Consider the following 14,111-nt stretch of genomic DNA (forward strand, 5'->3'; position numbering starts at 1 on the left):
AGGAACGCCATGCCGATCCGAGTCGCGCTCTACCTACGACGTTCGACCGAGGAGCATCAGGAGGCGAGCCTCGAGGTGCAGGAAGAAGAAGCGCGTCGCTTCCTCCAGAAGAAGTTCGGGACCTACGTCGTCTCGCCCGAGCACGTCTTCGTCGACAGCGGCGTGAGCCGCGCCGAGTTCGCGAAGCGGCCCGGGCTCATCGCCCTCCTCTCCGCGATCGAGAAGAAGGAGGTCGACGTCCTCGTCACGCGGGACGAGACCCGCCTCGGCGGGGACATGATCCGCGTGTCCCTCCTTCTTCAGGACATCCTCGATGCCGGCGTGCGCGTCTACTACTACTACTCCGGCGAAGAAGTCCGGCTCGACGACGCCACCGCCCGCTTCTTGATCACCGCGCGGAACTTCGCCGCCGAGCTCGAGCGGGAGAAGATCTCGCAGCGCACCCACGAGCATCTCCTCGTGAAGGCGCGCAAGGGCCTCAACGTGGGTGGCCGGGTCTACGGCTACGACAACGTCGAGGTGATGGACGGCGAGCGGAGGAAGCACGTCGAGTACAGGGTGAACGCCGAACAGGCGGCCGTCGTCCTCGAGATCTTCACCCGCTTCGCCAGGGGGGAGGGCTACCGCACGATCGCGAAGGAGCTCAACGCGCGAGGTCTCCCGTCACCCTCGGCCGGCAAGCGCGGTACGGGCTCGTGGTCGCCTTCGGCCGTCTTCGAGATCATCCACCGGGAGCGGTACCTCGGGCGCATCGTCTGGAACAAGTTCGAGAAGATGTACCGCAAGGGGACGAAGGTGCGCGTCGAGCGACCGGAGCACGAGTGGCTCGTCGTCGACGCACCCCACCTCCGGATCATCAGCGACGAGCTCTGGGCTGCGACGCATGCCCAGTTGAAGGGGAAGAAGCTGCGGCGCGGGGAGAAGTCTCCTCCGAAGAAGAAGGGCGGCCGTCCGGCCACGTACTTGCTCAGCGGCATCACGAAGTGTGGATGCTGCGGCGGCGCGCTGACCGTCCTGGACACCCGCTTCGGCCAGCACATGGTCAAGGCGTACATCTGCTCGTACCGCCGCGATCGCGGCGAGACCGTCTGCAAGAACGCCCTGAGGCGCCCGGTCGACCGCGTGAACCAGGGCGTCGTCGACTGGATCCAGACGAACATCCTCTCCGAGGAGCTCGTGGTGGATGCCCTCAAGGAAGTGAGCCGGCGCATCGCCGCGCGCGCGAAGCAACAGAACGCCGAGCTTCCGAAGCTCGAGGCCGAGGCCCACAAGCTTCGTGCGGAGATCGCGAACCTCGTCGACCAGATCGCCTCCAGCCCGAAGGCCGTCAGCGAACCCCTCATCGCCGGGCTCAACGAGCGCCAGGAGCGGGTGAACGAGCTCGACGCCCGCATCCGGGCGACCAAGGCGGCCCCGGAGGCGATGAGCCTCGAGGTGCGGCGGATGGAGGCCGAGGCCAAGGCCCGGCTCGCCGGCCTTCGGGAGATGCTCGAGCGGAACCCGAGGGAAGCGCGCACACTCCTCTCCACGATCTTCGACGGCAAGCTCACGGCGACGCCGGTGAAGATGCCCGACGGGCCGCGGCTGCAAGTCGAAGGGCGAGCTTCCGTTGGCCGGATGCTCGCCCTCGAGGCGGAGGGGCTTGTGATCCAAACCCCCCAGACAAAGTGGCGTCCCCAACGGGATTCGAACCCGTGTTAGCGGCGTGAAAAGCCGCGGTCCTGGGCCTCTAGACGATGGGGACGGTGGGGGCTAACTACCGCCGTCCTGCGCGCGTGTAAAGTGGGTCGCGACCTCAGGAAGGGTCTGGCTTGTTCAGGCCGGCGGTGATGCTGCGGATCAAAGAGCGCGGGGAGAGCGGGACCATCTGCGCCATCAGCCAGTTCATGGCGCCGTGGATCGCGAGCACGTCGCCGGCGTGCATCGCGCGGTAGGCGTGGGTCGCGACGCTCTTGGCGTCCGCCACGTTGCTGTTGTTCTTGAACAGCTTCGACTTGTCGTTGCCGGCCGTCGCGGAGAAGTCGGTCGCGGTCGCGCCCGGGCAGTGGCAGGTGACCGTCACGCCCGTGCCGGCGAGCTCGTAGGCCAGACCCTCGCTGAAGCTCACGACGAACGCCTTCGTCGCGTAGTAGTTCGACATGTACGGGCCCGCCTGGAACGCGGCGGTGGAGGCGACGTTCAGGATGCGGCCGAACTTGCGCTCCACCATCGCGGGCGCGAAGCGGTGCGTCAGCTCCACGAGGGCGCGGATGTTCACGTCGATCATCTGGAGCTCACGCGCGAGGTCGAGCTTCAGGAACTCGCCCGTCGTGCCGAAGCCTGCGTTGTTCACGAGGAAGTCGATCGCGAGGCCGCGCTTCTTCGCGACGTCGAAGATGGTCGCGGGGGCCGTGTGCTCGCCGAGGTCCGCGGCGATGACGCCCGCGGTGATGCCGTGCGCCTCCTCGAGCTCGTGCGCCAGCTCTTCGAGCTTCGACTTGCTCCGCGCGACCAGCACCACGTCGTGCTTGTCGGCGGCGAAGAGCGCCGCCATCTCCTTGCCCAACCCCGCCGACGCGCCCGTGATGAGCGCCGTGCGCTTCTCGCCGTTGTCCGCCATGCGGCGGGCATATCAGAACGGGATGCCGAGGCCCACCCGCAGACCCCCGCGCACCGCCGGGGACGCGAGGAGGAAGCGGCTGTCGGGCGCAGCGTCGTCGGCGACGCTCCCGACGCCGTGGACGTCGAAGAAGAGACACGCCTCGAGGAACAGCGGGCCGAGATCGAACTGCCCGCCGGCGTCGATGAGCCACGACGCCGCGACGCCGCTGCCCTTTCGCGTCACGCCGTTGGGCGCGGTGGACTCCACCGTGAGGCCGTGGACGCCGAAGCCCGTCGCGGCGGTGAAGCGCGACTTGCCTGGCGTCTGGAAGCGGATCGACGGCGTGAGCTGCCAGTGCGTGAGCTGCGTCGTCCGCTCTTCGTTCGCGCTCGGCAGCTTGTACGTCGTCGCGTCCTGCCCGACCGCGACGAAGGCCTCGAGCGCGATGACCTTGTTGAGGAGGAAGCCGAAACGACCGCCGACCGCGAGGCCGGCGACGCCGCGACGCTCGCCGCTCGGAGGTGTCTCGCCGAGATCGTCGGAGAAGCGATAGCTCGCGCCCTCGAGCGCGCCCGTGATGACGAGGTAGATGCGCTTCGGCTTCTCGGGTGGAGGCGTGACGGGCGCGACGTATTCGCCCGGCGCGGCGGAGGCGGGCTGGAGCGTGACCGGGCTCTCCACCGTCGCGTTCGCGGGGACGCTCACGTCGAACTGCACCGTCTTCCAGCCCGGCGCCGAGACCTCGGCCTTGTGCTTCCCCGCGGGGACCGGGCCCGTCCACGTGCCCTGCCCGAGCTCCGCGCCGTCGACGCGGATGGATGCGTCGGGCACGTTCGCGCGGATCGTGAGCGTGCCCGTCACGACCGCGGACACGCTGCCGAACGAGGCGTCGACGGGCGCGCCGGTGACGAGGGCGAACTTCTTCGGCTCGGGATCTGCCTGGCCCGGGATCTTCGCGCTGAACGTGTAGATTCCAGGCATCAAGCGGATCGGACGACGCTGCGCGCCCGGCGCGAGCGAGTGCGTGGGCTGGCCCGCGGGCGTGATCGAGATGACCGTCGCCGCGGCCTTCTTCTCGTCGGCGCCGACGATCGTGATCTTCACCGTCGCGACAGAGCGGGAGAGCTCGGTGAGCTCACGCTCGATCGCGGCCTTCGTCTCCGGCTTGAGCGTGTCCTTGCCTTCGTCGAGCGCTTCGTCGAACGCGGACGCCGCGTCGGCGGGACGATTCAGGCCCTTGAGACAGAGCGCGATGTTCTGCTTGATGCCCGCCGACGGCTTCTCGCGATACGCGTCCTGGAACTCGGAGAGCGCCTCGACGAACAGCTTCTTGTCGTAGAGCTCGATGCCCTTCTTGAAATGCGCGCGCGCCGCCGCTTCGTCCGCCCACGCCGCGCGCGGCGACGCCAGCACGAGGAGCGCGAAGAGCGCATAAGAGAAGCGACGCACGACCTGAAAGGTAGCCCGATCAGGGCAGATCGCGCGCGATATCCAGCTTGCCCGGCGCCGGCGCAGACACGGGCGCGGGCGCGGCGGGGCCCGGCGACGGCCTGACCGCGGGGGCGGGCGCAAGAGCAGGCGCGACGACCGGCTTCGGCGGTACCGCCGGCTTCAGCGGTGCCGCCAGCGGCGACGGCGACGGCGACAGTGCCGACGGCGACGGCGCCGACGGCGCGGCCGAAGACGAAGCCGACGGCGACGCCGACGCCGCGGTCGATGCGGGCTCGGGCGGTGATGGGATCGGCGACGGCGAAGGAGCGAGCGCCGACGATGCGACGCCCGACGTGATGCTCGCCGGCGCCGTCGCGGAGGCCGGCGGATCTTTCTTGCCGATCGCGGAGACGAGGAGGAGCGTCGCGCCGATGCCGAGCAGCGTCGCGACCACCGCCGTCGCGATGACCGCGCTCGTCGAGCGACGCCGCGACATCCCCGCCGGCGCGCGATCGGAGGTGGAGACCGCGAGCGGGCTCGTGCCCGAACGCGCAATCGCAGACGGCGCCGCGCCCGCACCCGACGCACCCGCGCCCGACACGCCCGCCCCCAACGCACCCGCGCCCGACACGCCCACGCCCAACGCGCTCGCGCCCGACGCGCCCAAGCCCACCGTGCCCGCCGTCCCCACGCCCGAGCCCGACGCGCCCAAGCCCACCGTGCCCGCCGTCCCCACGCCCGAGCCCGACGCGCCCGCACCCGCCGTCCCCACGCCCGAGCCCGACGCGCCCGCACCCGCCGTCCCCGCGCCCGCGGCGCCCGAGCCTGCGATCTGAGTGGCGTTGCCTTGGAACGGCGTCGACGCCGGTTGGGAGGCCGACGCGGGCGCGGCCGCGGCGCTGCCGACGGCGAGTGTCTTGTTCGGGAGGTGCTCGCGTGGGACGAGCTTCTTCTCTTCCGGTGAGAGCTCATGGAGCGCGGCTAGCATCTCGTCGGCGGAGGAGAAGCGCTGCGTGCGATCGCGCGCGAGTGCCTTCGCGACGAGGGCCGCGACCGGGGGCGGGATCTCCGGGTCGATCGTGCGGACGTCGGGCGCGTCGCGCATGCAGATCGCGAGGATGATCTGCTCGTACGTCTCGCCCGTGAACGGCGGGCGGCCGGTGAGGCACTCGAAGAGGATCGTGCCCGCGCTGTAGAGGTCGGCGCGGCCGTCGAGGTCGGGCATCGCCTGCGCCTGCTCCGGGCTCATGTAGAACGGCGTGCCGAGGACCGTGCCGCGGCCCGTGAGCGCGAGAGGTGAGGTCTTGCTGCGCGGGCGCTCGATCTTGGATACGCCGAAGTCCACGATTTTCGCGTGTATACCGCCGTCGTCGTTCTTCACGAGGAAGACGTTGTCGGGCTTGAGGTCGCGGTGGACGATGCCCGCGGCGTGCGCCTTGCCGAGGCCCTTCAACACCATCGCGATGATGTGGAGCGCCTCGGCGAGCGGGACGCGCGTCGTGCGACGGAGACGCTGGCCGAGGTCCTCACCGCGGAGCAGCTCCATCACGAGGTAGGGGCGCCCCTCCTCCGTGCCCGCGTCGAAGATCGAGACGATGTGCGCGCTCTCGATCGCGCTCATCGCCCGCGCCTCGCGCGCGAAGCGGGTGACGACCTGCTCGTCGGTCACGAACTCAGGGTCGACGAACTTGATCGCGACCTTCTTGCCGATGCCGAGGTGCTCCGCCTCGTACACCGCGCCCATGCCGCCGTGCCCGAGGAGGGCGCGGAGCACGTAGCGACCGGCGATCGACTTGCCGATCAGCGCCTCTCGCGCGATGCGCGCGCGCTCCTGCGACGACGGCACCGGGACCGACGTCGGAGGTGGCTGGGCGGATTCGAGCTCGCTCATCGGTCACGCGTCGGGCGCGCGACTCGAGCTTATCAGCGCCGGATGCCCGCCACTACGCGAGCGCGTGGACCTGCGCCGAGAGACGCGAGATCGTACGGGAAGCGGCCTTCGTGTGGATCGCGCCCTTCGCCGACGCCTTGTCGAGCGCGACGGTCGCGGCCTTGAGCGCGGCCCCGGCCGCGGCCTTGTCCTTCGCATGGAGGGCCGTGCGGACACGCTTCACGAGCGTGCGGACAGCGCTGTTGATCGCGCGGTTGCGAGCGGTTTTGACGAGACGCTGGCGGTTGCGCTTCTCTGCGGACGGATGATTGGCCATGACGGACGGCGCACTTTAGTTGCGCACCCGTCCGTGTCAAGCGTCCCGCGCCGGGCGGCCGATCCAGGCGCCGGCGCACGCCAGACCCCACGCGATCGGCGAAAACGCGAGGGCGAACACGAGGGCGACCGGGGCGGCGAGACCCAGGAGCGCGAGCGCGAGCACGATCGCGAGGGCGGCCGCGACGGCGGGCTCGAGCATGGTGGGGAGGTTCGAGGCGCGCGCGACGAGGTAGCCGCTGATCGGGAACGCGAGGAGGACCCCCGAGCCGAGGAGCGCGACCGGCGCCGTCGTCGAGATCTCGTGCTCGTCGACGACCGAGAAGTCGACGTGCGCCCAGTGGCCGAACGCGATCGAGCCGGCGAGGCCGAGCGTCATCGCGCCCACCGTCACGAACACACCGACGAAGATCCAGCGGAGCGTGATCGGCTGGCCCTCGCGGTGCATCGCCTCGCGCACGGTGCGGAGGCTCGGCGGCGCCGACACGATGTGCAGGTGCGAGACACGCTCGAGCAGCATCGACGTGCGCGACGAGCGGTCCTCGCGCGCGCGAAGGTCGCGGAGCGCGAAGATGACGGGGATGCCCATCGCGAGGAGGAGCGGCACGGTGCCGACGAGCGCGCCCGCGCCGCGCCCGTAGCAGAGATGAATGTAGAGTCCATGCACCGCGGTGGCGACGAGCCACGCGAGCGGGAAGATCGGACCCGGCGTCTTGTCTCGCTTCGCGCGGCCGAGCGCGTAGCCCCACGCGCAGGCGAAGAACACGTGCGCCGGCAGCGCGAGGAGCGCGCGCACGATCCAGATGCCGCCGGACGGGTGGACGCGGAGCATGTGCGCGCTCTCCACGAGCGCGAAGCCGAGCGCGGCCGACGCGGAGTAGACGAGGCCGTCGATCGGCTCGTCGAAGTACTTCGATCGGAACGCGGGCCACATCGCGCAGACCTTCACCGCCTCGCGGATCGGCGCCGCGAAGCCGAAGAGGAAGAGCATGCTCCCCGCCGCGCCGGCGACGCGCGCGTTCATGTCGAGGCCCGTCCACGCCGCGGCGCGCTGCTCGAGCCACACCGTGCCGACCTTCCCCGCGACGCCGAGCGTGAACGTGAGGAGCACGAGCCACAGCGGCTCGCGACGGCGATCCGAAAAATAGATGACGGCGAGGAGCAGCAGCGCGGGGACGAGCGACGGCCCGATCCAGCGGAGCGACGAGACCACGGCCCTACGTTAGCAAGTGAGGTAAGCGACCGCCCTCCTCTTCGCCAGCCGCAATTCGATCCGGTCACGCACACGCGGAAGGTCAAGCCGGGCTGTTGAGCGTGCAGTCCTTCGGATCGACGTCGGGCCGGAGCCCGCGGAACGTCGGGAAGCGGAGGAGACCGTCGCGCTGCATCATCCCGTAGCGGACCGACACGACGAGCTCCGGCTTGCAATAAAACCGCTGCTTCGCCGCCGAATACACGCCGCGCGTCGTCACCGGCTCGTCGACCTGGAGCGCCTCGAGCCGCGGGAGGAGCGTCAGGATCGTCGCGGCGCTGAGGCCGCTCCCGACCTTGCCGCGATAGACGAGCTCGTCCCCTTCCCACGACGCGACGTCGAGCGCGCCGAGCGTCGACCGCGCGCTCTCGCCCTCCGTCCAGCCCACCACCACGAGCTCGCAGTCGTGCTCTCGCTTGATCTTGAGCCACTCCGACGTGCGCTCGCCGGGGCGGTACGGCGAGCCGAGCTTCTTCGCGACGACGCCCTCGAGCGAGTGCTCCTCGCAGAAGCGGAACAGATCGCCGCCGCGATCGAACGTCGGGTGCTGGCGCACGAGGCCGCCTGCCTCGGGGGGGACGACGCGGTTCAGGATCTCCTTCCGCGCCTCGAGCGGGAAGCCGCGGAGGTCGTAGCCGCCGATCGCGAGGCAGTCGAAGACGATGTAGACGACCGGGACCTGACCCGCCGCCATCCTCCGCGCGCGCTTCGGATCGGACTGGAAGCGCTGCGCGAGGAGCTGGAAGTCGGGGCGTCCGTTCGCGTCGAACGCGACGATCTCGCCGTCGAGCACGACGCGATCCTCGGGGAGCTTCGCGAGCGCGTCGACGATCTCGGCGTAGCTGTCGGTCGCGTCGCGCTGCTTGCGGTACGAGAGGCTGACGCTCGCGCCGCGTTTGTCCGCGACGATGCGGACGCCGTCGAGCTTCAGCTCGAAGAGCCAGCCCGCGCGATCGAGCAGCGCGCGGGACTCGTGGCGCTCGCACATCATCGGCACGATCCGCGCGCCGCGCACGTCGCCGGTCGGGGCGCCGAGCTCCCGCGCGAGCGCCTCCGCCGAGGTCTCCGCGCTCACAACCCGAAATGGAGCCCGAGCCGCAGTCCGCCGCCGAGGGCGAGGCCCGCGCTCGTGCCGGACTTCTGGTAGAGCGGATCGCTCTCCGCCGCCGCCTGCTGCTCCGGGGTGAGGCCGGAGGGGAGCGGCACCGGCGGGCGATTGAGGAGGAGGAAGTCGCCGAGGAGGCCGACGCCGACCGAGAACATCGGCGAGACGTAGTAGTCGAACGCGAACTCGAGCCCCGCGTTGAAGCCGCGGATCGACACCGCGTCGTTCGACGTCGGCGCGCTCGAGCTCGTCGCCTCGTTCGCGTCGCCGAGGCGGCCGACCCACGAGTAGCCGCCGTGGGCGGCGATGAGGATGTCGAAATCGCTGATCGGCAGCTTGAGGCCGGCCTCGCCGTTGATCTGGAGCAGGTTGAAGCTCGAGAGCGCGTTGTAACGAAGGCGCGCGCCGGCGACGAAGACGACGAGGCGGAGCCCCGCGCCGATCGAGAACGCGGGGCCGCCCGCGCTCGTCTGCTTCACCGCGAGCTGCTCGGCGGAGAACTGCGACATGTTGATGTACGCGCCGCCGATCGAGCCGTCGACCCAGAACAGCTCGAAGTTGCGGCCGGTGTCCTTCGTCTCGGCCTCATCGAGCTTCTTGTGCGTCTCCGCCTGCTGGTACTGCTCCTGCGTCGTCTGCCCCGGCCCCGTGTTGGGCGCCATCGGCGGCGGCGGCGCGATGCCGGGTTGCTGGAGATCCTGCGCGCCGGCGACCCCGGCCGACGCGAGAAGGGCAAGAGACGTAAGGAGACCGAAGATCCGGCGCATCCCGTTCAGTGTCGCACGATCTCGTCGTCCGGGTGGTCGTCCTCGTCCGGCGAATCGTCGGCCGGGATGCGGTACTCCTCGTCCATCCACTTGCCGAGGTCGATCGTCTTGCAGCGCGGCGCGCAGAACGGGAAGCTCGGATTTTCGGCGCGGGGCTTGGCCTCCGAGCCGCAGATCGGGCAAATCGCCATCGTCCTCCCCAAATAGCACCGCGATGTTGCCCACGCGCGTCGACGTTCGCAACGATAGAGGCGATGCCCGAGCTTCATGCAGCCGAGAGACTCGAGCTCGAGGCGATCGCCCGCCGGTTCGAGGGCGCGCTCGCGATCTGCGCCTCGCGCCTGGACGAGCCCGCCTCCGTCGTCGAGGTCGCGGCCGACGAGGTCTTCCCCGCCGCGAGCCTCATCAAGGTCGCGGTCGCGCTCGAGGTCTTCTGCCAGATCGAGGAGGGCTTCCTCGCGCGGGCCGAGCGCGTCGCCTTGAAGGGCGACGACAAGGTGATCGGCTCCGGCGTCCTCACCGAGCTCGCCGACGGGCTCACCCCCACCCTCGGCGATCTCGTCTACCTCGCGCTCGCGATCAGCGACAACACCGCCGCGAACGTGCTCATCGAGCGCGTCGGCGTCTTCTCGGTGAACCGCCGCCTCGCGAAGCTGGGCCTCGAGAAGACGCGGCTCTCGGGGAAGATCCTCACCCACGAGACGAAACACGGCGCGCCGTCGCCGGAGGCCGAGGACTACGGCGCCGCGCCCTCGACGCCGAAGGACGATCGCGACGACGGCCGCGGCGAGCGCTCCCCCACCACCGCGCGCGAGCTCGTGCGCCTCTTCACCGCGATCCACAAACGCGAGGACCTCCCGCCCGCGGCGTGCGAGGCGCTCCTCGACGTCTTGCAGAAGACGCAGACCGCGAGCGCGATCCGGCGCGGCCTGCCCGAGGCGCGCTTCCGCGATCGCACCCCCGCCCGCCTCTGCAACAAGACCGGCTCGATCCGCGGCGTCGTCAACGACGCCGGCATCGTCGCGACGGATCGCGGCGCCTACGCGGTGGCGCTCCTCTCGAAGGGCTCGAAGGACCTCCGGCCCACGCAAGACAACGTCGGCCGCATCGCCCTCGCCGAGGCGTCGCGCGTCGTGTACCGCGCCATGCGCGGCGAATAGAGCGGCTATGCTCGGAGCATGTCCGTCTACCGGCAAGCTCGCACGTCGGCCAACGCGTGTCCGCGGTGCATGGATCCGCTCGGCGCCGCGGGCGTGGCGGGGGTTCGATTCTGCGAGCGCTGCGGCGGGGTCTTCGCCGACGTCCCGACGTCGAAGCGCATCTTCGACTCGCTCGATCGGCAGCTCCTCGCGATCGGCTTCGACGCGGCGCAGGGCAAGGAGAAGCCGCGCGACGACGGCCACGCGATCACCTGTCCCGAGTGCCAGCTCCAGATGGTGAAGAACCGCATCGACGGCGCGAGCTGCGTCGTCGACGCGTGCCCCGCGCACGGCACCTGGTTCGACACGAACGAGATGGTCGACGTCATGCGCGCGCTCGATCGCGCACGGAGGAAGGGCATCGTGCTCACCGGCGACCGGCCGTCGATGCCGGTGAACCTCGCGACGACGCCCGAGCGCGCGCGGACCGTGGGCGAGCAGTTCGTCGATCTCGTGCGGGACTGGATCGAGCCGGGCAAGCGCTGACGGAGCTACTCGGCGGGAACGGCCTCCGCGACCTCGGCCGTCGTCGGGACGGTCGCGGAGACGGCGGGCTCGACGATGCAGCTCTGCTCGAGGAGCTCGGCGACGTCGAGGTTCTTGATCTTGTCCTCGAGGCTCTGGCTCTTGATGCCGTCGGTGAGCATCGTCATGCAGAACGGGCAGCCGCTCGCGATCGTCTTCGCGCCGGTGTCGATGAGCTGCAGCGTGCGCTTCACGTTCACGCGGTTCTGGTTCTGCTCCTCCATCCACATCTGCGCGCCGCCGGCGCCGCAGCAGAGGCCGCGCGTCTTCGTCCAGTAGTCGGGCTCCACCAGCTCGACGCCCGGGATCTGACGGAGGATGTCGCGCGGCGACTCGTACACGTCGTTGTAGCGACCGAGGTAGCAGCTGTCGTGGTACGTGACGCGGCCGACGACCGGCTTCTTCGGGACGAGGCGCCGCTCCGCGAGCAGCGCCGCGAGGTAGTCCGAGTGGTGCACGACCTCGAGGCTCACGCCGAAGTCGGGGTACTCGTTCTTCAGCGTGTTGAAGCAGTGCGGGCAGGCGGTCACGACCGTCTTCATCCCCCCCTGCTCCTTGTACGTGTTGAGCACGGCGGCGTTCGACTCCGCGAGCATCGCGAAGATGACCTCGTGGCCGGCGCGGCGCGCGGGGTCGCCGGTGCACGACTCCTCTTGGCCGAGGATCGCGAAGTCGACGCCCGCGAGCGTGAGCAACCGCGCGGTTGCGCGTGCGATCTTCTTCGCGCGGTCGTCGTACGACGCGGCGCAGCCGACCCAGAAGAGGACCTCTGCGTCGGGTTTGTCCGCGAACGTCTTGAGGTCGAGGCCGTCCGACCACGCGGAGCGGTCCATGCGCGAGAGGTTCCACGGGTTGCCGTTCGTCTCCATGCCCTGGAACGGCTTCTGGAGCTCGTGCGGGAACTCGTTCGCGATCATGACGAGGTTGCGCCGCATGTCGACGATCTTGTCGACGTACGAGATGAGGACCGGGCACTGCTCCTCGCACGCGCGGCAGGTGGTGCACGCCCACAGCACGTCGGGGTGGATGATGTCGGGCGTGAGGTTGATCGGCTCGTATTTCGCGGGCCGGATCGCCTTCTCGGCCTCGTTCCCCGCGATCTCGACCGGGTCCTCCGCGCCGGTCGGACCCCACCTCATCTCCTCGTCGGTGAGCTCCTTCTGGTGCTCGTACATGTGATCGCGGAGGGCGAGGGTGAGGTGCTTCGGCGAGAGGACCTTGCCCGTCTTGTGGGCGGGGCAGTTGTCCGAGCAGCGGCCGCACTCGGTGCAGGTGTAGAAGTCGAGGACCGCCTTCCAGGAGAGGTGCTTGACCTTCGCGATGCCGATCTCGGCCATGCGCGGGTCCTCCATCTCCATCGCCGGCTCCATCTTCGCCATCACGCCCTCGGCGGTGCTCGCCATCGGCTCGAGGCGACCGCGCGGCGCGAGGTCCTTGAAGAAGACGTTCGGGATCGCGGTGATGATGTGGAAGTGCTTCGAGTGCGGGAGGATGTTGAGGAAGACGAGGACGAGGGTGGAGTGCGTCCAGAAGCCGATCTTCGCGAGGATGACGAGCGCCTGCGGTCCGAGCTTCGCCTTCGCCAGCGCGAGCGCGGTCAAGGAGGCGGCCGGCGCCGGGAACGCGGAGAGGCCGACGTGCACGTCCTGCGTCGAGCCGAACGGCGCCGCGACCTCTTTCATGTCGGCGCAGAGCTGGTAGCCGGTGAGCTTGGCCGCGCCGGTGCCGGGGACGCACAGCTCGGCGACGCGGTTCACGAGGACGAACGCGGCGCCGTTGTAGAGGATGTCGGCGAGCATCATCGTCGTGATGATCCCGAGGATGAGGAGGCCCTCCCAGTGCAGCGTCATGCGCTTCTGGGGGCGGATGGCGCGGTAGTAGACGAAGGTCAGCGCGCCGAGGGTGACGAGGACGGCGACGAGGTCCTTCGCGAACTCGTAGACCTTGCCGACCTTGCCGAGGACCTCGGTGGGCCCGAGGACGAAGAGGTTGAACTTCGGATCGAAGCCGCGTCCCCACAGGATGATCGTGTTGAGGAGGAGGACGATGAAGCCGACGAAGATGAGCTTATGGGCCAGCCCCGCGGGCTGGTAGTAGTTCATCTTCTCCTGCGCGAACGCGTACCGGAACACGGCCGCGAGGCGCTCCGGGATGCGATCGAAGCGGTCGACGAACTTGCCGACGCGGAGGAGCTGCCAGCGCTTGATCGCCGACCAGAAGAACACCGCGTGCGCGGCGACGATCAGCACGAGCATGGCCGTCGGATTCATGGTTTGGGCCCGAGACTTATAGGGGCATGGCCCGGCGCGTCAACATCGGGGCACGGCCGATGCACCTCTCTCGGGTGCCATGCTGCGAATGCTCCGAAAAGACCGGGTGCTGCTGCGAAACGTCACGATCGCCGTGGTCGGTGGGACGCTGGGCGCCATGGTGATTGGGACGACTTGCCTCGGCCGTAGCGGCGTTCTCCGCGACCCGAGCGCGAGCTCGACCACGGACCGGAGCGCGCAGTCCTCGGCCGGCGGCGTCCCGAACGCGGAGCCCGCGAGCTCGACCAACATCACGTCGACGACGATCATCGTGCACCCGCCGCCACCGGCCCAGCCGGCGAACGAGGCGACGACGGAGCCCCCGCCCGCGCACACGACGATCATCACGAACACGCCCTCGCCCGCGCCGGCGGCGACGCCCCCGCCCGCGCAGCTCCCGGCGGAAGAGCCGGAGCCCGCCCCGCCGACGACCGCGACGCCGCCGGAGACGCAGAACCCGGCGAACCGCGTCCCTCCGCCGCCGGTCGTGATCCCCGTCCCCATCGCGCCGCCGCAAGGCACGGTGACCCCCTCGGCCGGCGACGTCCCTCCCGTAACGAACCCCTTCCCGAACGTCGGCCAGAGCAACCTCTACCCCGCCCAAGGCGGCCCCGGCATCCTCAACCCCAACAGCCCCAACGGCGGCGCGGGCTCGTTCTCGGCCGACCCGACGTCCCCGAACACACCCCCCGAGAGCCGCGTCGCGCCACTGCAGCCGACCCCGCCGCCGCGCTAG

General features: G+C 70.0%; 13 protein-coding genes and 1 tRNA gene. 4 read left to right on the forward strand and 10 right to left on the reverse strand.

Annotated features, from left to right (window positions below; genetic code table 11):
- The first annotated feature begins 9 nt into the window (after window positions 1-9).
- The gene (locus tag KF837_25440; protein ID MBX3230688.1) at window positions 10-1,701 is read left to right on the forward strand and encodes a recombinase family protein; all 1,692 of its coding nucleotides are present in this window, start codon (window positions 10-12) and stop codon (window positions 1,699-1,701) included.
- Here the strand turns inward: KF837_25440 and KF837_25445 are convergent.
- From KF837_25445 to yacG, 9 genes are all read right to left on the reverse strand, one after another.
- Window positions 1,669-1,744, reverse strand: a tRNA-Glu gene (locus KF837_25445). The genes KF837_25440 and KF837_25445 overlap by 33 nt on opposite strands.
- Window positions 1,745-1,795: 51 nt before the next feature.
- Window positions 1,796-2,599, reverse strand: a complete 804-nt coding sequence (locus KF837_25450; protein ID MBX3230689.1) for an SDR family oxidoreductase — start codon at window positions 2,597-2,599, stop codon at window positions 1,796-1,798.
- A gap of 12 nt (window positions 2,600-2,611) precedes the next feature.
- A complete protein-coding gene (locus tag KF837_25455; GenBank protein ID MBX3230690.1) occupies window positions 2,612-4,030 on the reverse strand; it encodes a PEGA domain-containing protein in 1,419 nt (472 codons plus the stop codon).
- A 19-nt stretch (window positions 4,031-4,049) separates the two neighbouring features.
- Window positions 4,050-5,903 carry a serine/threonine protein kinase gene (locus tag KF837_25460; GenBank protein MBX3230691.1) on the reverse strand — a complete coding sequence of 618 codons (1,854 nt, stop codon included), beginning with the start codon at window positions 5,901-5,903 and terminating at the stop codon, window positions 4,050-4,052.
- A gap of 52 nt (window positions 5,904-5,955) precedes the next feature.
- On the reverse strand, window positions 5,956-6,219 hold the full coding sequence (gene rpsT / locus KF837_25465) for a 30S ribosomal protein S20 (protein MBX3230692.1): 264 nt from the start codon (window positions 6,217-6,219) through the stop codon (window positions 5,956-5,958).
- Between the two features lie 36 nt (window positions 6,220-6,255).
- The gene (locus tag KF837_25470; protein MBX3230693.1) at window positions 6,256-7,431 is read right to left on the reverse strand and encodes a PrsW family intramembrane metalloprotease; all 1,176 of its coding nucleotides are present in this window, start codon (window positions 7,429-7,431) and stop codon (window positions 6,256-6,258) included.
- 82 nt (window positions 7,432-7,513) lie between these two features.
- Window positions 7,514-8,545 (reverse strand): non-homologous end-joining DNA ligase, encoded by a 1,032-nt coding sequence (gene ligD / locus KF837_25475; GenBank protein ID MBX3230694.1) that lies wholly within the window; start codon window positions 8,543-8,545, stop codon window positions 7,514-7,516.
- The gene (locus KF837_25480; GenBank protein ID MBX3230695.1) at window positions 8,542-9,342 is read right to left on the reverse strand and encodes a hypothetical protein; all 801 of its coding nucleotides are present in this window, start codon (window positions 9,340-9,342) and stop codon (window positions 8,542-8,544) included. Before KF837_25480 ends, ligD begins: the two co-directional genes overlap by 4 nt.
- Window positions 9,343-9,347: 5 nt before the next feature.
- A complete protein-coding gene (gene yacG / locus KF837_25485; GenBank protein MBX3230696.1) occupies window positions 9,348-9,533 on the reverse strand; it encodes a DNA gyrase inhibitor YacG in 186 nt (61 codons plus the stop codon).
- A 63-nt stretch (window positions 9,534-9,596) separates the two neighbouring features.
- On the opposite strand from yacG, the gene KF837_25490 reads away from it, so the two are divergent.
- Both KF837_25490 and KF837_25495 read left to right on the forward strand, forming a co-directional pair.
- Window positions 9,597-10,502, forward strand: coding sequence for a serine hydrolase (locus KF837_25490; GenBank protein ID MBX3230697.1), 906 nt, complete (start codon window positions 9,597-9,599; stop codon window positions 10,500-10,502).
- 18 nt (window positions 10,503-10,520) lie between these two features.
- Entirely contained in the window at window positions 10,521-11,027 is a 507-nt protein-coding gene (locus KF837_25495; protein ID MBX3230698.1) for a hypothetical protein, read from the forward strand.
- Window positions 11,028-11,032: 5 nt separating this feature from the next.
- Here the strand turns inward: KF837_25495 and KF837_25500 are convergent, their stop codons facing one another.
- On the reverse strand, window positions 11,033-13,321 hold the full coding sequence (locus tag KF837_25500) for a (Fe-S)-binding protein (protein MBX3230699.1): 2,289 nt from the start codon (window positions 13,319-13,321) through the stop codon (window positions 11,033-11,035).
- Window positions 13,322-13,493: 172 nt separating this feature from the next.
- Between KF837_25500 and KF837_25505 the strand changes: the two genes are divergently transcribed.
- A complete protein-coding gene (locus tag KF837_25505; GenBank protein ID MBX3230700.1) occupies window positions 13,494-14,111 on the forward strand; it encodes a hypothetical protein in 618 nt (205 codons plus the stop codon).

The organism is Labilithrix sp., assembly GCA_019637155.1.
GTDB lineage: Bacteria > Myxococcota_A > Polyangia > Polyangiales > Polyangiaceae > Labilithrix.

Coding starts and splice junctions, on each gene's coding strand:
- KF837_25450 (MBX3230689.1), bottom strand. CDS start 2,599: ATGGCGGACAACGGCGAGAAGCGCACGGCGCTCATCACGGGCGCGTCG.
- KF837_25480 (MBX3230695.1), bottom strand. CDS start 9,342: ATGCGCCGGATCTTCGGTCTCCTTACGTCTCTTGCCCTTCTCGCGTCG.
- KF837_25500 (MBX3230699.1), bottom strand. CDS start 13,321: ATGCTCGTGCTGATCGTCGCCGCGCACGCGGTGTTCTTCTGGTCGGCG.
- KF837_25505 (MBX3230700.1), top strand. CDS start 13,494: ATGGTGATTGGGACGACTTGCCTCGGCCGTAGCGGCGTTCTCCGCGAC.
- KF837_25460 (MBX3230691.1), bottom strand. CDS start 5,903: ATGAGCGAGCTCGAATCCGCCCAGCCACCTCCGACGTCGGTCCCGGTG.
- KF837_25440 (MBX3230688.1), top strand. CDS start 10: ATGCCGATCCGAGTCGCGCTCTACCTACGACGTTCGACCGAGGAGCAT.
- KF837_25490 (MBX3230697.1), top strand. CDS start 9,597: ATGCCCGAGCTTCATGCAGCCGAGAGACTCGAGCTCGAGGCGATCGCC.
- rpsT (MBX3230692.1), bottom strand. CDS start 6,219: ATGGCCAATCATCCGTCCGCAGAGAAGCGCAACCGCCAGCGTCTCGTC.
- KF837_25495 (MBX3230698.1), top strand. CDS start 10,521: ATGTCCGTCTACCGGCAAGCTCGCACGTCGGCCAACGCGTGTCCGCGG.
- yacG (MBX3230696.1), bottom strand. CDS start 9,533: ATGGCGATTTGCCCGATCTGCGGCTCGGAGGCCAAGCCCCGCGCCGAA.